Below are 19,937 nucleotides of genomic sequence, written 5' to 3'. Positions count from 1 at the left end.
ACGCCCCCTCAGCACTCGATCACGTTGACGGCCAGGCCGCCGCGTGCCGTCTCCTTGTATTTGACCTTCATGTCCGCCCCGGTCTCGCGCATGGTCTTGATGACCTTGTCGAGCGAGACGTGGTGCACCCCGTCGCCGCGCAACGCCAACCGGGCCGCCGTGATCGCCTTGATGCTAGCCACCGCGTTGCGCTCGATGCAGGGGATCTGCACCAGCCCCCCGACCGGGTCGCAGGTCAGCCCGAGGTTGTGCTCCATGCCGATCTCGGCGGCGTTCTCCACCTGCTCGGGGGTGCCGCCGAGCGCCTCGGCCAGCCCGGCGGCGGCCATCGAACACGCCGACCCGACCTCACCCTGACAGCCCACCTCCGCCCCGGAGATCGAGGCGTTCTCCTTGAACAGCACCCCGATCGCCCCGGCGGCCAGCAGGAACCGCACCACCCCCTCGTCGGAGGCCCCCGGCACGAACCGGGTGTAGTAGTGCAACACCGCCGGGATGATCCCGGCCGCACCGTTCGTCGGAGCGGTCACCACCCGGCCACCGGCGGCGTTCTCCTCGTTGACCGCGAGCGCGAACAGGGTCACCCAGTCCATCGCGCGCAGCGGGTCCGTCGAGCCGGCGTCGGCCTCCAGGCTGCGGCGCAGCTCAGCGGCCCGACGACGGACCCGCAACCCACCCGGCAGCACCCCGTCCCGCTCGCCACCCCGGGCCACGCACTCCCGCATCACCCGCCAGATGCCCAGCAACCCGGCCCGGACATCCGCCTCGCTGCGCCAGGACAACTCGTTGGCGAGCATCACCGCACTGATCGACAGGCCGGTGCCGGCGGTGACGTCCAGCAGCTCGGCGCCGGTCGAGAACGGGTGCCGTACGGCCGTGGTGTCCGACGTGATCCGGTCCGCCCCGGCCGCCGCCTCGTCCACCACGAACCCGCCACCGACCGAGTAGTACGTCCGGGTCCGCACCTCGACCCCGGCCGCGTCCCAGGCCACGAAGGTCATCCCGTTCGGGTGGTACGGCAGCGACCGGCGGCGGTGCAGCACCAGGTCCCGGTCCGGCTCGAAGTCGATCTCCTGGCCACCGGGCAGGGCGAGCCGACGCCGGGTGCGGACCTCGGCGACCCGGGGGCCGACACTGTCGGTGTCCACCGTCTCCGGGCTCTCACCGGCCAGCCCGAGCAGCACCGCCCGGTCGCTGCCGTGACCGTGACCGGTCGCACCCAGCGAACCGAACAGCTCCGCCCGGACCCGGGTGACGGTGTGCAGCAACCCGTCGGCCTTCAGCCCGGCGACGAAGGTACGCGCGGCCCGCATCGGGCCCACCGTGTGGGAACTGGACGGCCCGATACCGACACTGAAAAGGTCGAAGACACTGATCATCGCTGCGCTTCCTCGCCGTCGCCCGGTGGTGCCGGGTCCGGGCCGGGTCCGTGGCCGCCCGGGGTCCGCCGGTGACCTGCTGATCCCGCCCGGGGTGGGGGCGGTGTCGACCGGCGAGCCTACCCGCCCACCCCACCCCAGCCCCTTCCCGTCCCGCACCCCGCACCCCGCACCCCGCACCCCGCACCCCGCACCCCGCACCCCGCACCCCGCACCCCGCACCCCGCACCCCGCACCCCGCACCAAGATCGTGCTCGATCCTGGTTGTAGTGGCATCCCTGCGCCTTGGGCGAGGCCACTACAACCAGGATCGAGCGTGATCTTGGTGCCCGAACGGCCGGGGTAGGCGGCGCGGGCTGTGGCGGGCAGGCCAGACAGCGCGGGCAACGGCGGGCAACGCAGGCAGCGCGGGCAACGGCCAGGCAGCGCGGGCAGCGCCCGGGGCATCAGCCGGGGCCGACTCGGGTAACCACCTACGGGTACGGGGTCACCGGATCACTCTCGGGACGGAGGGCAAGGTGGCCACCCCTTCCTACCGTGGAATGCAGCGCGGCGGATCGCCGCAGAGTGGAGTTAGACGATGAGTCGCAAACTGGTCCGACCCCGCGAGGGGCGCATGCTCGCCGGTGTCTGTGCCGGCCTGGCCCGCCGGTTCAACACCTCGGCCACCCTGGTCCGGCTGCTGTTCCTGCTCTCCCTGCTGCTGCCCGGCACGCAGGTGATCGTCTACCTGGTGCTGTGGATCCTGATGCCCAACGAGGACCGCTACGCCACCACCACCTACTGACCGCGCCGGGCCACCCGACGAAGACCGTAACGCCGCCGCCCGACGAGGCGCATCGCTGCCGCCGCGCCGCCCGACGAAGATCGCATCGCTGCCGCCGCGCCGGGCGTCGCCCGGTCACCGTGGATGCCGCCTCCCGTCCCAGGGAGGCGGCATCCTGGCGTTCCCACTCCCTGACACCAACCCCATCGACATCCACAAGCCCCCACCCGATCAATCACCCGTCGACAGCGTGCAGATGGGGTTACACGCGGTGATCAAGAGGTTTACGTCAACTTGAAGATCAAGAATGACGTAAACCTCTTGATCACCGGGATCAGCCGGGGCACCCGGGGGCACCGGGGGGCACCGGGGGCACCCGGGTCGCCGTTGGGCGTGGTGCTGTGCGCTTGCGGTGAGGGGCTGCGGGTTGGCCGGGGCGCGGACGGTGGGGGCGCTGCGGGTCAGGGGGCCGTGTAGGTGATGGTGATCTTTTCGTAGCCGAGCGAGCGGAGCAGGCCCTCCAGCATCTTGCGGGTGTTCTCCTCGGCGCGCTTGGCCAGCCCGCTGTCCCGGGCCGCCGTGGTGATCCGCTCCTCGGCCATCCGGTAGACCTGCTGCTGCCGGTTGGGGTCGCCCTGGACCAGCTCACCGATCCGGTTGAACAGGCCGCGCTCCTCGGCGAAGACGTAGCTCTTGTCCATGTCGAGGTTGGTCTGGCCGAGCTGCGGCGCGGGCAGCTTGATCTCGACGGACTTACCGTCGGCGGACGGCACCACCGCCCCCTCGCCGATCTTGCCGAAGTCCACGTACGCCTCGACGCTGCCCGCCCCGACGAAGAGGGTCCGCTGGTTGAGCAGGAACTCCGGCACGTTCTTACGGTCGTTCTGGAGGTCGACCACGACCTGGAAGTTGCCCTCGGCCGCGACGTAGCGGCTGAGGTCCTGGATCGACTTGAGCAGCGGCGGCTGGCTGCGGTCGGTCTGTTCCTTGGCGAACGGGTTGCGGAAGTCCGGGAAGAGCCCGGTCACCTGCGTACCGAGCAGCACCACCACGACCAGCGCCGCCGCGCCGAGCACCCAGAGCAGCCCCCGGGCCGGGCCGCCACCGGTGCGGGGCGGGTCGGCCGGTGGGGTGTCGGGGTCGACCGGGTCGCCCGACCGGGTACGCAGTGTGTCGGCGGTCGGGTAGCCGGGGAACTCACTCTGGGGGGTCTCACCGTCGCGGGCCATCGCCCTCACCGTCCTCGTCAGACACGTGCCTCTGTCGATGACGGTACGGCCACCGTGCGACGCGCGCGCGGCGAGCGCCCCGAACGGGTGACGGGCGGTCGTCAGCCGAAGGCGGACAGCCCGGTGAGCCGCTGCCCGATGACCAGCTGGTGGATCTCGGAGGTGCCCTCGTAGGTGAGCACGCTCTCCAGGTTGTTGGCGTGCCGCATCACCGGGTACTCGCCGGACACCCCGTTCGCGCCGAGGATCGTCCGGCACTGGCGGGCGATCGCCAGCGCCTCCCGCACGTTGTTCAGCTTGCCCACGCTGACCTGGTCGGGTCGCAGTGTTCCCGCGTCGGCCAGCCGGCCCAGGTGCAGGGCGAGCAGCAGTCCCTTGTTCCACTCCACGGCCATGTCGGCGAGTTTGGCCTGGGTGAGTTGGAACCCGGCGAGCGGCCGGCCGAACTGGGTGCGGGTGGCGGCGTACGCCAGGGTGGTCTCCAGGCAGTCGCGGGCGGCGCCGAGCGCCCCCCAGACGATGCCCTGCCGGGCCTCCGTCAGGCAGCTCAGCGGTGCCCGCAGCCCGACCGCCGCCGGCAGCAGGGCGTCCGCCGGCAGCCGGACCCCGTCGAGGGTGATCTCGCCGGTCACCGAGGCGCGCAGCGACATCTTGCGGCGGATCTCCCGCGCCGTCACCCCGGGGCTGTCCATCGGTACGAGGAAACCCCGCACCCCCTCGTCGGTGCGGGCCCAGATCACCCCGACGTCGGCGATCGGCGCATTGGTGATCCACATTTTCGCGCCGTCGAGGATCCAGTCGTCGCCGTCGCGGCGGGCCCGGGTGGTCATCGAGGCCGGGTCGGAGCCGTGGTCGGGCTCGGTCAGGCCGAAGCAGCCGATCGCCTCGCCGGCGGCCATCGCGGGCAGCCAGCGTTGCTTGTGGTCCTCGCTGCCGAAGCGCCAGATGGCGTACATGGCCAGCGAACCCTGCACCGACACCAGGGAGCGGACGCCGGAGTCGCCGGCCTCCAGCTCCAGGCAGGCCAGCCCGTACGCGACGGCCGGGGCGCCGGCGCAGCCGTACCCGGTCAGGTGCATGCCGAGCAGGCCGAGCCGGCCGAATTCCCGGGCCAGCTCGCGCGCCGGGACGTGGCCGTCCTCGTACCAGCCGGCGACGTGCGGGCGGACCCGGTCGTCGACGAGCCGGCGGACGACGGCCTGGATCTGCCGTTCCTCCTCGCTCAGCGAGGCGTCGACGTCCAGCAGGTCCAGTACGGTGCCCATGGCCGCCACCTTAACGAGTGCTCAGGCGGGCGTCACTCGGGCTGGCCGGTGTAGACCAGCACCCGGGCGTGGATCTGGTTGCGTTGCTGCAACGCCGCCCGCAGCGCCCGGTGCAGGCCGTCTTCCAGGTAGAGGCCGCCGCCCCACTCGACCACGTGCGGGAACAGGTCGCCATAGAAGGTGGAGTCCTCGGCGAGGAGCTTGTCGAGTGCCAGCTCACGCTTGGTGGTGATGAGCTGGTCGAGCCGCAGCGGGCGCGGTGGGATCTCCGCCCACTGTTTGAGAGTCAGGTTGTGTTCCGGGTAGGGACGCCCGTCCCGGACCGCTCGGAAAATCACGGCACGCTCCCCTCCCCGTGGTCAGGCCGACCCTCGGCGTGGTGCCGGGTCACGCCGAGGTGCCGCGCCGTGCGGCACCGATGACGGTGCCAGCCTATCCGCCCCTGCCACACCGCGTTTTGCTCCCCGTTGTCGGTTTCTCTCGCTCCGTCACCCACTGCGCAGGGTACGAACCGGCATCAACTCCACCGACCGCGCCGGACCACCTCGTCCACCGGCCGACGCCCCCGCCGCAGCGACGGTGACCGATGGTCAGCCGAGCGGTAACCCACCGTGACCGCGCCGATCGGATGGTAATCCGGCGGCACCCCGAACGCCTCCCGGTACGCCGCCAACCGGTCGGGCGGAATGCCGAAGAAACACGCCCCCAACCCCTCGTCCACGGCGGTGAGCAGCATCAGCAGCGCGGCGAAGCCGGTGTCGACGTACCAGTAGGGCACCGGCCAGCGGTCCTCCGAACGGTCCGCCCACCCTTTGTCCGGCTCCGCGTACCGCTCCAGGTAGACCGACCGGTTGGCGTGCGGCACCACGATCAGCGGGGCGCGGCGCATCCCCGCCAGCCACCGGTCGCGGCCACCGCCCGAGGGGGTGGCCGCCGCCCAGAACCGCTCCCGGTCCGCCGGCTCCTCCAGCACCAGGAAACCCCAGCCCTGGGCGAAGCCCGCCGACGGCGCCCGGACCGCGTGGTCGAGCAGCCGGTCCACCACCTCCGGCGGGACCGGCCGGTCCGGGTCGTAGTTGCGGACCATCCGGCGACGCCGGACCACCTCGCCGAACTCCATCTCAGACCCCGGGCCGGATGCCCCAGTTGCCCCGCCAGGTCTCCCCCGGGGCCAGCGCGATCACGTCCCGGCCGGACCGGAACGCGTCGGGCGGGCAGGTCATCGGCTCCACCGCCACCGACCGGCGGTGCCGCTCACCGGTGAGCGCGTCACCGGTGAAGACCTGCCACCAGCCGAACTCGCGGTCCGCCCAGAGGTGCACCCCGTCCGCGTCGTCGGGGGCGGTCAGGGTCACCGACGAGCCGCCGTCGGAGTCCCGGATCACGTCACCGAAACAGAGGTCGAGCTGCGCGGCACCGATCGGGCGGGGGCTGGTCCAGTCGTACTCGGTGCCGGCCACCGGGGTCGCCCCGATCGGCAGCAGCCGGGCGTCGACCTGCAACCGGCTGCGGGCCGGCAACCGCATCGTGAGGTCGTCCACCGCGACCCCGGCCAGCCGCAGGTAGGGGTGCACGGAGAACCCGAACGGCGCGGCCTCGCCCCCGGTGTTGGTCACCTCGTGCTCGCCGCGCAACCCGTCCGCCCCGACGCTCCACCGGGTACGCAGCCGCAACGACCACGGGTAACCCGGGGTCGGCGGCAGGTCGTAACCGAGGGTGACCGTGTCGGCGGACTCCTCGACCAGCTGCCAGCGCACCCAGTTGACCAGGCCGTGCAGGGCGACCCCCCGGGTCGGCTCGGTCAGGTCGAGCTGCAACGACCGGTCCCCGAAGGTGTACTTCCCGTCCCTGATCCGGTTCGGCCAGGGGGCCAGCACGTGTCCGGCGCTGCCGGGGCTGATCTCGTCCTCGGCGTACCCGTCGAGGTAGTCCACCCCGTCGCGCCGGTACGTCCGAACCCCACCGCCGACCTCGACGATGACGGCCTCGTGGCCGTCGGCGGCGATGGTCCACTGTGTCCCCGAGGGCGGCCGGTGCATGGCGTTGTCCATGTCGTGACCCTAGTCGGTGCCCTGGCCCGCCCGCCGGACCCGGCTGGCCCGTCCCACCTGGCGTGCGGTCAGCGGCGGTCCTCGGTCACCGAGCCGGCCCGGTAGCGCAGCAGGGCCGGGAAGCACGCCACCAGCAGCACCGCCAGCCCGGCCGAGAACAGCCCGCCGGCCACCCAGGCGACGCCACCACCGAACCCGGCGGCCATCGCCCCGGCCCGCAGGTCGCCCAGCCGTGGCCCGCCGGCCACCACCACCGTGTTGACCCCCTGGAGCCGGCCCCGCATCCGGTCCGGCGCGTAGACCAGCAGCATCGACTGCCGCAGCACCGCGCTGACCAGGTCCGCCGCCCCGGCCACCGCGAGCAGCAGCACCACCAGCCAGAGCTGGCGGGCCAGCCCGGCCGCCGCGATGGCCAGCCCCCAGCCGACCACCGCCACCACCAGGGCGAGCCCCTGCCGCCGCAGCCGGCCGATCCAACCGGAGGTCAACCCGCCGAGCATCGCGCCGATCGCGATGGCGCTGTAGAGCCACCCCACCGCCGCCCCGCCGCCGAACCGTTCCTGCGCCACCTCGGGGAAGAGCGCCCGGGGCATGGCCAGGATCATCGCGATCAGGTCGATGGCGAACGAGGAGAGCAGCACCGGTGTGGTCGCCAGGTAGCGGAACCCGTCGAGGATGCCGGCCAGGCCACCCCGACGCGCCTCCCCCTCGGCCGGTGGGGCCGGGGGCATCGCGGGCAGCCGGACCGTCGCCACCACCAGCGCGGTGAACAGCAGCGCGTCGGCCGCGTAGGCGACGGGCAGCCCGGTGCCGGTGCCGAAGGTGGCGAAGACCAGGCCGGCGGCGAGCGGGCCGGCCACCGACGCGGCGGTGAAGGTGGTGTAGTTCAGGGTGGTGCCCGCCGGGACCAGCTCGGGCGGGAGCAGCCGGGGCAGGATCGCCGAACGGGCCGGCGAGCTGATCGCGAACGCGACCGAGTGCACGGTCACCAACGCCAGCAGCAGCACCGGGCTGCCGAGGCCGGACAGCGCGTGCCCGAGCAGGCCGAGCATCGACACCCAGAGCAGCGCCGAGCCGACCAGCAGCACCCGCCGCCGGTCCCGGGCGTCGGCCACCGCCCCGCCCCAGAGGCCGAAGACCAGCAGCGGCAGGAACCCGGCCACCCCGAGCAGCCCGACCCAGAACGAATCCCGGGTCAGGGCGTACATCTCCACCGGCACGGCGACCGCGGTGAATTGAAACCCGAACATCGCCACCGTGTTGCCGAGCCACATCCGGCGGTACGCGGGGACCCGCAGCGGCCGCAGGTCGATGGCCAGCCGCCGGGCCCGACCCGTACGGGCCGGTTTGACGGCGGTCACGGGGCCAGCCGCTCGACGGCCCAGCCGCCCCCCTCGACCCCACGGAACCGCAGCCGGTCGTGCAGCCGACCGGCCCGGCCCTGCCAGAACTCCACCGTCTGCGGCCGGACCCGGAACCCACCCCAGTGCGGGGGCGCCGGGACCGGCGTGCCGGCCGGGAAACGCTGCTCCGCCGCCCGGTACGCCTCCTCCAGCGCGGCCCGGTCCGGCACCACCTCGGACTGGGTGCTGGCCCAGGCGCCGAGCTGGGAGCCGCGCGGCCGGCTGGCGAAGTACGCCTCGGTCCCGGCCCGGTCGACGTGCTCCACCCGACCGGTCACCACCACCTGCCGCTGCATCGCGAACCAGGGGAAGACCAGACTGGCCCACGGGTTGGCGGCCAGCTCGACGCCCTTACGCGAGGAGTGGTTGGTGAAGAAGACGAACCCCTGCGGGTCGTACTCCTTGAGCAGCACGGTCCGGCCGCTGGGCCGGCCGGTGGCGTCGGCGGTGCCGAGGACCATCGCGTTGGGCTCGGGCAGCCCGGCCGCGACCGCGTCGGCGAGCCAGCGGCCGAACTGGGTGGGCCAGTCGGCGGCCAGGTCCGGCTCGGAAAGGCCCCGGTCGGCGGCGTACTCGTTGCGCATCGCCGCAAGGGCGGGTGTGTCGCCCGTCACGTCGTTCTCCCTCTCGCCGGGCATCCGGCGTCTGGAGACGCTGGCCAGCCCACTGATCAGTCTCACGGAGAGCGCCCCGGCGTCCAGCGGCGGGGATGTCGCGTGCAGCACAGTCGCGGTGGGTCGCGCGCTTGGTTACTCACCAGGCAAGATGGCGAGAACACATCCCTGAGGGTCGCCTAAGGTACCGGGCCGGACCGAGCCCGTGGCGGGCGCACCGAGCCAGAAGCCAGGAGACGACATGGCCGACTTCAAACCGGGCCTCGAAGGCGTCGTGGCCTTCGAGACAGAGATCGCCGAGCCGGACCGCGAGGGTGGCGCGCTGCGCTACCGGGGCGTGGACATCGAGGATCTGATCGGTCAGGTCTCCTTCGGCAACGTCTGGGCGCTGCTGGTCGACGGGCGCTTCGGCCCCGGCCTGCCGCCCGCCGAGCCGTTCCCGGTGCCGGTGCACTCCGGCGACATCCGCGTCGACGTGCAGTCCGCGGTCGCGATGCTCGCCCCGTACTGGGGGCTCAGTCAGCTGCTGGACATCTCCGACTCCCAGGCCCGCGCCGACCTGGCCCGGGTCTCGGTCACCGCACTCTCCTTCGTCGCCCAGTCCGCGCGTGGCCTGGGCCTGCCGGCGGTGCCGCAGAAGGAGATCGACAAGGCGGAGACGATCGTCGAGCGGTTCATGAAGCGCTGGCGGGGCGAGCCGGATCCCCGGCACGTCAAGGCCGTCGACGCGTACTTCATCTCGGCCGCCGAGCACGGCCTGAACGCCTCGACCTTCACCGCCCGGATCGTCGCCTCCACCGGGGCCGACGCGGCGGCCTGCATCTCGTCGGGCATCGGCGCGCTCTCCGGCCCGCTGCACGGTGGTGCCCCGTCGCGGGTGCTCACCATGCTGGAGGCCGTCGAGCGCAGCGGTGACGCCGAGGGGTACGTCAAGGGCGTCCTCGACCGGGGTGAGCGGCTGATGGGCTTCGGCCACCGCGTCTACCGGGCGGAGGACCCGCGCGCCCGGGTGCTCCGGCGCACCGCCCGGGAGCTGGGCGCACCGCGTTTCGAGGTGGCCGAGGCGCTGGAGAAGGCCGCCCTGGCCGAGCTCCAGGCCCGCCGCCCGGACCGCGTCCTCGCCACCAACGTCGAGTTCTGGTCGGCCGTGGTGCTCGACTTCGCCGAGGTGCCGGCGCACATGTTCACCTCGATGTTCACCTGCGCCCGGATGGGCGGCTGGTCGGCGCACATCCTGGAGCAGAAGAAGCTCCAGCGGCTGGTCCGCCCGTCGGCCCGGTACGTCGGCCCGGGCACCCGCAAGCCGCAGCAGGTCGAGGGCTGGGACGCCATCCCGCACGGCGTCTGATCCCGTTCCGCACCGGGGGGCGTCGACCGACCGGTCGACGCCCCCCGCGCGTGTCACCCGGGTCCGGCCGGACGGACGACCCGGCGACGCGCGACCCGGCCGACCGCGACCACCGGCCGGCGACGGGTGGACGATCAGGAGCGGCCCGGCCGGCGACCGGCCGTTGATCACGCAGCGGTGTGGCCGACGCCTCAGGTCCGGGCCTGGGACCAGCCGGCATCCGGGCCACCGCGGGTGCGAGGATGAAGGCCGGCAGTGTCGCCGGACCGGGCACGGACCCGGCCACGTGGTGCGCCCCGCGCACCCGTCCGCCGGCAGTCCCGCGCCTGGTGAAGGGCCCGCCCTAGCCCCATGCGGAAGGATCGAGAAAACCGTGGCTGACGCACCGACCATCCGGATTCCCGACGACATCAAGCCCGCCGACGGGCGGTTCGGCTGCGGGCCGTCCAAGGTCCGTCCGGAGGCGGTGTCCGCACTCGCCGACGTGGCGACCAGCTACCTGGGCACCTCGCACCGGCAGCAGACCGTCCGCGCCGAGGTCGCCCGGCTGCGCAAGGGCATCGCCGAGTTCTTCTCCCTGCCCGAGGGCTACGAGGTGATCATCGGCAACGGTGGCGCCACCGCCTTCTGGGAGGTCGCCACCTTCGGTCTGGTCCGCGACCGGGCCCAGTTCGCCAGCTTCGGCGAGTTCGGCGCGAAGTTCGCCAAGTCGGTCAAGGACGCGCCGTTCCTCGGTGAGCCGACGGTCCGCAAGGCCGAGCCGGGCAGCGCCCCGGGCCTGCTGGCCGAGGCCGGGGTGGACGTCTACGCCACCCCGCACAACGAGACCTCCACCGGGGTCGCGGTGCCGATCAACCGGGTCGCCGACGCCGACCCGGGCTCGCTGCTGCTGGTCGACGCCACCTCCGGCGCGGGCGGCCTGGACGTCAACGTCGGCGAGACCGACGTCTACTACTTCGCCCCGCAGAAGTGCTTCGGCTCCGACGGCGGCCTCTGGCTGGCCCTGATGTCGCCGGCCGCGTTGGAGCGGGCCACCGAGATCAAGGGCTCCGGCCGTTACATCCCGGCCTTCCTCGACCTGGTCACCGCGATCGACAACTCGCGGCTGGAGCAGACCTACAACACCCCGGCGTTGGCGACCGTCTTCCTGGCCGCCGAGCAGACCGACTGGATGAACTCGCAGGGCGGCCTGAGCTGGGCGGCCAAGCGCACCGCCGAGAGCGCCGGGATCGTCTACGGCTGGGCCGAGCGGGCCGCGTTCGCCACCCCGTTCGTCACCGACCCGGCGCTGCGTTCCAACGTGGTCGCCACCATCGACTTCGCCGACGGGGTGGACGCCGCCGCGATCGCGAAGGTGCTGCGGGCCAACGGGATCGTCGACACCGAGCCCTACCGCAAGCTCGGTCGCAACCAGCTGCGGGTCGCGCTGTTCCCGGCGGTGGAGCCGGCCGACGTGGAGGCGCTCACCGCCGCCATCGACTACGTGGTCGAGCGGCTCTAGTCACACCCGTCACGGTGGGTGGTCGCAGCGGTCGCTGCGGCCACCCACGGTGATCATTGCCGCAGCTCAGTCGCGACATGCGCAAGTCGCATCCCCCACCTGTGGGCAGATGAGCGTACGGTGGTGCGAGGACGCCCGGGTGGCCGGCTCGTGGCGTGACGGCCAGCGAAGCGGGACGGAGGCTACGCCATGCGCCCAGTACGCTTCGTCGCCCTCTCCGAGGACGGCCAGGCGCTGGTGCTCGCCGACGAGGTCGGGCGTCTGCTCGCCCTCCCCATCGACGAACGCATCGCGACCGTGCTGCACGCCGAGCCCGGTGCGCCGCCGCTCACCGTGGTCCCCACCGGGGTCGATCCGACCCCGTCACTGTCCCCTCGGGACATCCAGGCCCGCATCCGTTCGGGCGAGTCCGCCGAGGACGTCGCCCGGATCGCCGGTGTGCCCGTCGACCGGGTGCTGCGCTACGCCGGCCCGGTGCTCCAGGAGCGGGCCATGCTCGCCCAGCACGCCCGGCGCACCCGGCTCAAGGGTGCCGAGAAGGCCACCCCGCTGGCCGAGGTGGTCAACGGTCGGCTGGCCCAGCACGGCATCGACACCGAGAAGATCTCCTGGGACGCGTTCCGGCGGGACGACGGCACCTGGCGGATCATCGCCACCTGGCCGTCCGGCAAGGCCACCGCGCAGGCCGTCTGGGATCTCGACAAGCTCCGGCAGAACGTCACCCCGCACGACGACATGGCGCAGTACCTGTGCGCCGAGCGTCCCACGCCGATCCTCGGCCAGGAGCCGGCACCGGAACGGGGCGGCCACGCGCTGCCCGGCCCGTCGCGGGGCGAGCCGAGTCGGGGCGGACACGGCCTGCCGGCCGCCAGCGAGCAGGCCCGTCCGGGCCGGGACCCGATCCGGGCCGGGCGGGACGCCCTGCTCGCGTCGCTGGACCGTCCGCTCGGCGGCACCTCGGGGCGGGGTCTCGACCCGCGTTCCCCGGCCGCGCTGGCCGGTTCCGACGCGCCCCGTCAGCGGGCCGTCGGCGGTGGTGCCGCCGCACTGCTCGGCGGTGGGCAGGGTTCCGCCTTCGACGACGACTCGGACGCGCCCAAGGAGGTCCCGGCCGTGCCGTCGCTTGCCGTGCTCCGGCCGCGCCGCACGGGCACGGCCGCGGCGGCCGCTGCGGGCGGCGAGTCGACGGACGCCTCGGGCAAGCCGCGTAAGCGCCTGCCCAGCTGGGACGACGTCCTGTTCGGCACCGGCCCGGCGGCCCGCGAGTCCTCCTGATCGCAGTGGGCCACTCTGGCATCGTGAGGCACTCGAGGTCCGCGCGTGTCAGGGTGGTCCCATGGAGTACACGAATCTGGGACGTACCGGTCTGTCGGTGAGCCGGCTCTGCCTCGGCACGATGAACTTCGGGCCGCAGACCTCCGAGCCGGACAGCTTCGCCATCATGGACCGGGCGCTCGAACACGGCATCAACTTCTTCGACACCGCCAACGTCTACGGCTGGCAGACCGGTGAGGGGATCACCGAGCAGATCATCGGTCGTTGGTTCGCCCAGGGCGGGGGCCGGCGGGACAAGGTCGTCCTGGCCACCAAGGTCTTCGGCAAAATGGGCGAGTGGCCCAACGACCAAGGCCTGAGCGCCCGGCACATCGTCCGGGCCTGTGAGGACTCGCTGCGCCGGCTCCAGACCGACGTGATCGACCTCTACCAGATGCACCACGTCTCCCGCAGCACCCCGTGGGAGGAGATCTGGCAGGCGATGGAGACCCTGGTCGCCCAGGGCAAGGTGATCTACGTCGGGTCGTCCAACTTCGCCGGTTGGCACATCGCCCAGGCGCAGGCCGCCGCCGGGAAGCGCAACTTCCTCGGCCTGGTCGCCGAGCAGTCCATCTACAACCTGCTCACCCGGCACGTCGAGCTGGAGGTGATCCCGGCCGCGCAGCACTACGGGCTGGGGGTCATCCCGTGGTCGCCGCTGCACGGGGGGCTGCTCTCCGGGGTGCTGCGCAAGATGGCCGAGGGCGGGGCCGCGCGGGGCACCGCCGGCCGGGCCGCCGACGGGCTCGCCGCGCACCGGCCGGCCATCGAGGCGTACGAGAAGTTCTGCGCCGAACGGGGTGACGACCCGGCCGACGTGGCGTTGGCCTGGTTGCTTTCCCGGCCCGGGGTGACCGCCCCGATCATCGGCCCGCGCACCGTCGCCCAGCTCGACAACACCCTGGGCGCGCTGACCGTGGAGATCGACGAGGCGACGGAGCAGCGGCTCGACGAGTTGTTCCCGCCGGTCGGCAACGGTGGTCCCGGCCCGGAGGCCTGGGCCTGGTGACCGGTCCCCCGACGGGGACCAAACAGCGGCATCCGAGCGCCTCGGACACCGCCACTGCACCCCCCTTCGCGTCGCCGTCACGGAACCGTCGCCCGCCGGGCCCGGTCCCGATCGTCATGATCAGCAGGGTGCGGGGCGGAGCGGCCAGGTGGCGAGGGGGGTGTGGTGGGGGCCGGGGCGGCTGTGCACCAGCACCAGCTCATCGGCCGGCCACCGCAGACCGAGGTGGGCGTCGAGGGCGAGCCGGTCGGCGTCCACCTCGGACGGGTCGAGCCGGTCACCGGGCCGCGCCACCGTCAGGTGTGGACGGAACGGCTTCCCGTCGTACGGCAGGCCGGCCCGGTCCAGCTCGGCCCGGATCAGCCCGGCCAGCGTCCGCAGCGCGGTCACCTCACCCCGCACGTCCACCCACAGCACGGTGGACCGGCCCTGCCCGAACAGGCCCCCGCCGCCCAGCCGTAACAGGGGTGGGTGCGTCCAGCCGGCGCGGGCGGCTTCGGCGGCCGCGCCGAGGGCACCTGCCACCTCGGGCAGCCGGCCGGGCTCGACCTCACCGAGGAAGGCCAGCGTGACGTGCAGGTGTGCCGGCTGCGCCAGGCGTACGTCGAGGCCGGCGGCACCGGCTGTGCCGACCCGCAGCCGGGACACCCGGGCGGTGAGGTCGGCGACGGCGGACGGTGGCGGGTGGACCGCGACGAAGAGTCTCACGCCCGCCGGTCACGGGGGCGGCGGTCGGCGGGTGTGGTCGGCAGCGTGAGCCCCGCCGCGGCCAGCACGCCCTCGACCCGGACCCGTTCGATCTCCCGGTCGACCCCGGTCAGCTCGGCCAGGTGCTCGGGGATCTCCAGTGCCCGGCAGGCGGCGCGGAGCCGGTCGTCGTACGCCTCGATGACCGAGCTGTGCCAGACCACCGAGCGACCGCCGGCGGCGAGCCGGTGCTGGCCCAGGCGGCGCAGGTCGGCGGCGAGGAGTTCGAGGGGGCGGCGGTCGGCCCGGTCCAGCTCGGTCAGGTCGATGTCGCGGGTGGCCGGGTCGGCGGCGAGGGCCCGGTCGAGGCGGGCGATGGTGCGGCGTTCCCGGCGGCGTTCCCGCCACTCGGCCCAGCCGCAGGCCACCCGGTCGGCGATCTCGTCGAGGCAGAAGAGCAGGGCGAAGGCCACCGGCAGGCAGGCCACGGCGAGGATAGCCAGTATCAGCGTCAGCGCGCTCCCGCCTGCCACACCTCGACGCTAGGGCCCGGCGGGGCCGCGCGCCACCGCTTTGTTGCTATCTGCACGCTCTGCGTGTCCGCCCCACCGCTCACCGCCCGCTGGGGGTGAGCAGGCGGGGGCGGGACACCACGTAGAAGCGGGGCATCGGCAGCACCCGGAAGCGCAGTCGGGCCCCGGAGCGCCGCAGTTGCCAGGTGAGCGCGAGCAGGGCGGTGGCCAGCGAGATGAGTCCACCCATCCAGATGCTCGCGCCGGCGCCGAAGGTCTCGGCGACCCAGCCGATGATCGGTGCGCCGACCGGGTTGGTGCCGAGGAACACCAGCACCCACAGCGCCATCACCCGGCCCCGGAAGGCCGCGTCGGTGCCGAGCTGCACCCGCTGGTTGGCCGCCTGGGCGAAGAAGACCATGAAGAAGCCGGTCGGCATGAGCAGGGTCACCACCAGCCAGTACGCCGGGGCGAGGCCGACCAGGGTGCCGAAGACCGCGCAGCCGACGGCCGCACCGAGCACCAGCCATACCGACGGGCGGCTGCGCCGTCCGGTGCCGGCGAGCGCCCCGACCAGCGCGCCGACCGCCAGCGCGGTGCTGAACAGGCCGAACGAGGCGGCCCCGGTGTGGAAGACCGTCTTGGCCAGTGCGGCGAGGGTGAGCTGGAAGTTGAACAGCGACATCCCGATCACCGACATGACCACCATGGGCAGCAGCAGGTCGGGGCGTTGCCGGACGTAGCGCAACCCGTCGATGATCTTTGCCGAGTCCCGTTCGCCGATCGGGAGCAGGTCCTTGCGGTACAGCTCGGCCGGGCGCATCCGGACCACGTTGGCCAACGGCGCGACGGAGCTGACGGCGGTGAACAGGAAGACCGGGCCGACGTCGAACGCGGCGATGGCCAGGCCGGCGACGGCGGGGCCGATGATCCGGGCCGAGTTGAACACCGCCGCGTTGAGGGAGAGCGCGTTGGGCAGCAGGGTGGTGCCGACGAGTTCGCTGACGAACGCCTGCCGGACCGGGGTCTCCACCGCGTTGGCGGTGCCGAGCAGGGCGGCGAACGCGAAGACGTGCCACAGCTCGACCAGGCCGGTGAGCACCAGCAGGCTCATCCCCAGCGCCAGCACCGTCCAGAAGGCGTTGGCGACGAAGAGCAGCATCCGCTTGTCGTAGCGGTCGGCGAGCCGGCCGGAGAGCAGGGTGAGCAGCAGCACCGGGGTGAACTGCAGGGCGGTCACCACGCCGAGCGCGGTGGCGGAGTTGTCCGAAAGCTCAAGGACGAGCCAGTCCTGGGCGATGAACATCATCCAGACGCCGATCAGTTTGACCAGCTGTCCGGTGGCGAAGAGTCGGTAGTTGCGGACTCGTAGGGACTGGAACATCGTGCTCAGCTTCGCCTGCACTCTTGGTGCGCCTCCTCGGGTCGCGTACGCGTCATCGACGGCGGACGGCGCGGACCCGGTGGGGCGTCAGGCGCGGGCGAGCTGCTGGAGGATCTCGGCGGCCCGCCGTAGCGTGTCGCGTTCGTCCTCCGCGAGCGCGGCCAGCCGGCTGGCAAGCCACTCGTCGCGGGCCCGCTCGAACTGGTCGAGCACGGCCCGGCCTGACTCGGTGGCCGCCAGGATGACCTGCCGGCCGTCGGTCGGGTGGGGGGTGCGCTGCACCAGGCCGCGCTCCTCCAGCTTCGCGACGATCTTGCTCATCGTCGGTGGCTGGACCCGTTCGACGTCGGCCAGCTCCCGGGGCGTCAGCGCGCCCGCCAGCCGGAGGCTGGTGAGCGCGGAGAGCTGGGTGACCGTCAGGTCGCCGACCGGGCGGGCCTGCCGGACCCGCCGGTTGAGTCGGGTGATCGCATCACGCAACTGGGGTGCCAGCTGCGCCGGTGGCACGCGGTTTGCCGTCACCGTCCGCTCCGTCACAGTCGTTAGCCTAACTAATGAGCCTGGCTAACGACATCCGATATGACCATGCTCACGAGGGGAATACCGCCGCTGCGGGCCGGGCAACCTGACGGGTCGCCCGGCCCGGAGACCGACGGGTGGCGCTACGCCAGCGCGGACTCGATCGGCCCGCGCAGGAAGTACAGCACGAACAGCACCGCCACCGCGTAGAGCAGCGGATGGATCTCCCGCGCCCTGCCCTTCGCCAGCTTGAGCAGCACGTAGCTGATGATGCCCGCCCCGATGCCGTTGGAGATCGAATAGGTGAAGGGCATCAGGGTGATGGTGAGGAACGCCGGGATGGCGATCTCGTAGTCGGTCCAGTCGATGGTCCGCACCGCGGTCATCATCAGGAAGCCGACCACCACCAGCGCCGTCGAGGCCGCCTCGAACGGGATCACCGTGGACAGCGGCGACAGGAACATCGCCAGCAGGAACAGCCCACCGGCGACCAGGTTGGCCACCCCGGTCCGGGCACCCTCCGCGACCCCCGAGGCACTCTCGATGTACGACGTGTTGCTGGAGACGCTCGCCGCGCCACCCGCCGCCGCGGCGATCGAGTCGACCAGCAGGATCTCCTTCGCCCGGGGCGGGGTGCCCTGCTCGTCGAGCATGTCCCCCTCCTGGCCGATCGCGACCATCGTGCCCATCGTGTCGAAGAAGTCCGTGATCAACAGGGTGAAGACGAACATCAGCGGGATCAACCAGCCGGCCCGGCTCCACGAGCCCAGCACGTTGAAGTTGCCCAGCAGCGACAGGTCGGGGATGTCCACGATCCGCTCGGGCAGCTTCGGCACGTTCAACGACCAGCCGTGCGGGTTGGGCTTGCCGTCGACGAAGGACGGCCCCACCTTGGCGACCGCCTCCACGATGATCGCCAGCGCGGTCGAGGCCAGGATGCCGATCAGGATCGCGCCGCGCACCCGCCGCACCACCAGCACCAGCGTCACCAGCAGGCCGACCACGAAGACCAGCATCGGCCAGCTGACGATCTTGCCGTTGATGCCGAGCCCCACCGGCACGGTGGTGTTCGCCGCGTCCGGCACCCGCCTGACGAAACCGGCGTCGACCAGCCCGATGATGGTCAGGAACAGCCCGATGCCCACCCCGATCGCGGTCTTGAGCTGCGTTGGGACCGAGCGGAACACCGCCGTACGCAGGCCGGTGAGCACGAGGATCGCGATGAGCACACCCTCGATCACCACCAGCCCCATCGCGTCCGCCCAGGTCATCTGCGGGGCGATCTCGAACGCGACGAGCGCGTTCACCCCCAGACCGGCGGCCAGCGCCATCGGGAACCGCCCGACGACCCCCATCAGGATCGTCATCAGGCCGGCCACCAGCGCGGTCGCCGCGGCCAGGGCGGGAATCGACAGCTTCTTGCCGTCACCGTCGGCGGCTCCGCCCAGGATCAGCGGGTTCAGCACCACGATGTACGCCATCGTGAAGAAGGTCGCCAGACCACCCCGTACCTCGCGGCTCATCGTCGAGCCACGGGCGGAGATCTCGAAGAAACGGTCGAAACCGTTCCGGGGGTGGGCGGGATCAGAAGGAATGCCGTTGTCCGGCGGCGCTATGGCCATCAGGTCCTCGCAGGTGATCTACCGTTGTCGCGCGCATCGTCCCAGATCAGCGGCGGGCCGGGAAGATGCTTCGCGGTACGCTTCTGCCCGTGCCGCAGGAGCAACCACCACGACCCGAGCCACTCGACCCGCCGATGGTCCCGTTCGCGGTGGCCGGGTTGATCGCCTGGGCGGTGGTGGGCCTGCTGATGCTGGTCTTCTTCCGTGGCTGGCTCACCGAACACGGCCACCAGGACTGGCTCTGGACCTGCCTGGCCGGGTTCCTGTGGGGCTTTCCCGGTCTGGCCACGATGATGCGGCACGACGCCCACCGTCGTCGCCGTCGGGCATCCGCCCGGCAGGACTGACCCGCCCCGCACACCGGGCGTCCGGGGCGTCACGCCCACGCCGAGCCCGCCTGCCGGCGGACCGGCCCCGCAGCCAGGACCGGCCGGACGGCTACACCGGCTCGGACTCCTCCGCCGGGTCGGATGCCCCGTCCACCGTCATCGACTCGACCGCGCTGTCGTCGTACACCGTCGGAAGCTCGTCGACCGCCGGCTCGGCGGTCTCCACCAGGGTCTCCGAGTGCGCGCCGCAACCGTGCTCGGCGCTGACCACCCGACCGTCGTCGGGGGCGTAGAAGTTGCCGCAGGCCCCGAACGCCTGCCGCAGCGCACCGGCCAGCGGCAGATAGAAGCCACAGGTGCCGCAGCGGGCCGAGGCGGGGGCAGCGGTGGAGATCGGGGCGGACGGGCCGTGGTCGCCGTCGTACCAGCGCTGGGCCGCCTCGGCCCGGCCCTCGCGGGACAGCACCCGGGGCCGGCCGAGACCCAACTCCCAGGAGGTCTCCTCGACCGCCGGGTCGTCGGAGAGCAGGTAGCCGGGGGCGAGCCGGTCGTCGTCCGACGGAGTGAGGAGCAGGTCACCCGGGCCGAGGTCACCCGGCTGGAGGCGTTCCTGCCACGGCAGCCAACCGGGCGCGAGCAACGCGTCCGAGCCGGGCAGCAGCACCGTCTCACAGACAGTGACCTGCCGGCTGCGGGGGACCCGGGTGACGGTCACCGCCCAGCGCCAACCCCGGTAACCACCGAGCAGGCATTCGAAATAATGGGTGACCACCCGGTCACCTTCGGCGACAGCCCGCAGGTGGTCGCCGATGTCGGCGGGCTCCACCTCGGTGATCGCGTCGCGGGCCACCTCGACGGCGGCGGCGCAGACCTGGTCGAGGCGGGCGGCACGAGCGGGAGCGGGCCTGGTCACCCGACCATTGTTCCCCATGCGCGGCACGCACCGACAGGCACTCCCCGAGTGAGTCTTCCCCCGTGGTGCGGCACACCTGGATCAGATGGGCG

Annotated in this window: 20 protein-coding genes; 6 read left to right on the top strand and 14 right to left on the bottom strand. The window is 72.6% G+C overall.

Features of this window, described 5'->3' with window-relative positions; genetic code table 11:
* Positions 1 to 8: 8 nt before the first annotated feature.
* Positions 9 to 1,379, bottom strand: coding sequence for an L-serine ammonia-lyase (locus tag AB0C22_RS03100; RefSeq protein ID WP_357533171.1), 1,371 nt, complete (start codon positions 1,377 to 1,379; stop codon positions 9 to 11).
* A 580-nt stretch (positions 1,380 to 1,959) separates the two neighbouring features.
* Between AB0C22_RS03100 and AB0C22_RS03095 the strand changes: the two genes are divergently transcribed.
* Positions 1,960 to 2,166: a PspC domain-containing protein gene (locus AB0C22_RS03095; protein ID WP_208565635.1), complete on the top strand. Its 207-nt coding sequence runs from the start codon at positions 1,960 to 1,962 to the stop codon at positions 2,164 to 2,166.
* A gap of 440 nt (positions 2,167 to 2,606) precedes the next feature.
* On the opposite strand, the gene AB0C22_RS03090 is transcribed toward AB0C22_RS03095, so the two are convergent.
* From AB0C22_RS03090 to pdxH, 7 genes are all read right to left on the bottom strand, one after another.
* On the bottom strand, positions 2,607 to 3,374 hold the full coding sequence (locus AB0C22_RS03090) for a DUF4230 domain-containing protein (RefSeq protein ID WP_357533170.1): 768 nt from the start codon (positions 3,372 to 3,374) through the stop codon (positions 2,607 to 2,609).
* 101 nt (positions 3,375 to 3,475) lie between these two features.
* A complete protein-coding gene (locus AB0C22_RS03085) occupies positions 3,476 to 4,639 on the bottom strand; it encodes an acyl-CoA dehydrogenase family protein (RefSeq protein ID WP_357533168.1) in 1,164 nt (387 codons plus the stop codon).
* A gap of 32 nt (positions 4,640 to 4,671) precedes the next feature.
* Positions 4,672 to 4,977, bottom strand: coding sequence for a type II toxin-antitoxin system VapB family antitoxin (locus tag AB0C22_RS03080; protein WP_208565632.1), 306 nt, complete (start codon positions 4,975 to 4,977; stop codon positions 4,672 to 4,674).
* Positions 4,978 to 5,156: 179 nt separating this feature from the next.
* On the bottom strand, positions 5,157 to 5,759 hold the full coding sequence (locus AB0C22_RS03075; protein WP_219466141.1) for a nitroreductase family protein: 603 nt from the start codon (positions 5,757 to 5,759) through the stop codon (positions 5,157 to 5,159).
* A 1-nt stretch (position 5,760) separates the two neighbouring features.
* Positions 5,761 to 6,690, bottom strand: a complete 930-nt coding sequence (locus AB0C22_RS03070) for an aldose 1-epimerase family protein (protein WP_357533165.1) — start codon at positions 6,688 to 6,690, stop codon at positions 5,761 to 5,763.
* Positions 6,691 to 6,758: 68 nt separating this feature from the next.
* Positions 6,759 to 8,051 (bottom strand): MFS transporter, encoded by a 1,293-nt coding sequence (locus tag AB0C22_RS03065; RefSeq protein WP_357533163.1) that lies wholly within the window; start codon positions 8,049 to 8,051, stop codon positions 6,759 to 6,761.
* Positions 8,048 to 8,731, bottom strand: a complete 684-nt coding sequence (gene pdxH / locus AB0C22_RS03060; RefSeq protein WP_357533352.1) for a pyridoxamine 5'-phosphate oxidase — start codon at positions 8,729 to 8,731, stop codon at positions 8,048 to 8,050. The genes AB0C22_RS03065 and pdxH overlap by 4 nt, the downstream gene beginning before the upstream one ends.
* A 217-nt stretch (positions 8,732 to 8,948) precedes the next feature.
* Between pdxH and AB0C22_RS03055 the strand changes: the two genes are divergently transcribed.
* From AB0C22_RS03055 to AB0C22_RS03040, 4 genes are all read left to right on the top strand, one after another.
* On the top strand, positions 8,949 to 10,055 hold the full coding sequence (locus tag AB0C22_RS03055) for a citrate synthase 2 (RefSeq protein WP_088643529.1): 1,107 nt from the start codon (positions 8,949 to 8,951) through the stop codon (positions 10,053 to 10,055).
* Positions 10,056 to 10,428: 373 nt separating this feature from the next.
* Positions 10,429 to 11,556 (top strand): phosphoserine transaminase, encoded by a 1,128-nt coding sequence (gene serC / locus AB0C22_RS03050; RefSeq protein WP_208565628.1) that lies wholly within the window; start codon positions 10,429 to 10,431, stop codon positions 11,554 to 11,556.
* A 189-nt stretch (positions 11,557 to 11,745) separates the two neighbouring features.
* Positions 11,746 to 12,831 (top strand): septation protein SepH, encoded by a 1,086-nt coding sequence (gene sepH / locus AB0C22_RS03045; protein WP_208565627.1) that lies wholly within the window; start codon positions 11,746 to 11,748, stop codon positions 12,829 to 12,831.
* Positions 12,832 to 12,892: 61 nt separating this feature from the next.
* Positions 12,893 to 13,879, top strand: a complete 987-nt coding sequence (locus AB0C22_RS03040) for an aldo/keto reductase (protein WP_208565626.1) — start codon at positions 12,893 to 12,895, stop codon at positions 13,877 to 13,879.
* Between the two features lie 120 nt (positions 13,880 to 13,999).
* Here the strand turns inward: AB0C22_RS03040 and thpR are convergent, their stop codons facing one another.
* The 5 genes from thpR to AB0C22_RS03015 form a co-directional block, all read right to left on the bottom strand.
* On the bottom strand, positions 14,000 to 14,587 hold the full coding sequence (gene thpR, locus AB0C22_RS03035) for an RNA 2',3'-cyclic phosphodiesterase (protein ID WP_357533160.1): 588 nt from the start codon (positions 14,585 to 14,587) through the stop codon (positions 14,000 to 14,002).
* The gene (locus AB0C22_RS03030; RefSeq protein ID WP_219466130.1) at positions 14,584 to 15,099 is read right to left on the bottom strand and encodes a hypothetical protein; all 516 of its coding nucleotides are present in this window, start codon (positions 15,097 to 15,099) and stop codon (positions 14,584 to 14,586) included. Before AB0C22_RS03030 ends, thpR begins: the two co-directional genes overlap by 4 nt.
* A 79-nt stretch (positions 15,100 to 15,178) precedes the next feature.
* Complete coding sequence (locus AB0C22_RS03025; RefSeq protein ID WP_219466125.1) at positions 15,179 to 16,483, bottom strand: MFS transporter; 1,305 nt, start codon at positions 16,481 to 16,483, stop codon at positions 15,179 to 15,181.
* Positions 16,484 to 16,549: 66 nt separating this feature from the next.
* Positions 16,550 to 16,999 carry a MarR family transcriptional regulator gene (locus AB0C22_RS03020; protein WP_208565622.1) on the bottom strand — a complete coding sequence of 150 codons (450 nt, stop codon included), beginning with the start codon at positions 16,997 to 16,999 and terminating at the stop codon, positions 16,550 to 16,552.
* A gap of 125 nt (positions 17,000 to 17,124) precedes the next feature.
* Positions 17,125 to 18,603 carry an NCS2 family permease gene (locus AB0C22_RS03015; protein WP_219466122.1) on the bottom strand — a complete coding sequence of 493 codons (1,479 nt, stop codon included), beginning with the start codon at positions 18,601 to 18,603 and terminating at the stop codon, positions 17,125 to 17,127.
* An 89-nt stretch (positions 18,604 to 18,692) separates the two neighbouring features.
* On the opposite strand from AB0C22_RS03015, the gene AB0C22_RS03010 reads away from it, so the two are divergent.
* On the top strand, positions 18,693 to 18,950 hold the full coding sequence (locus AB0C22_RS03010; protein ID WP_208565620.1) for a DUF2530 domain-containing protein: 258 nt from the start codon (positions 18,693 to 18,695) through the stop codon (positions 18,948 to 18,950).
* Between the two features lie 91 nt (positions 18,951 to 19,041).
* On the opposite strand, the gene AB0C22_RS03005 is transcribed toward AB0C22_RS03010, so the two are convergent.
* The gene (locus tag AB0C22_RS03005; protein ID WP_208565619.1) at positions 19,042 to 19,863 is read right to left on the bottom strand and encodes a DUF3027 domain-containing protein; all 822 of its coding nucleotides are present in this window, start codon (positions 19,861 to 19,863) and stop codon (positions 19,042 to 19,044) included.
* Positions 19,864 to 19,937 lie beyond the last annotated feature (74 nt).

Source organism: Micromonospora sp. NPDC048894 (assembly GCF_040649765.1).
Classification (GTDB): Bacteria; Actinomycetota; Actinomycetes; order Mycobacteriales; family Micromonosporaceae; genus Micromonospora; species Micromonospora antibiotica.
This window is presented reverse-complemented; position numbering and strand designations above follow the sequence as displayed.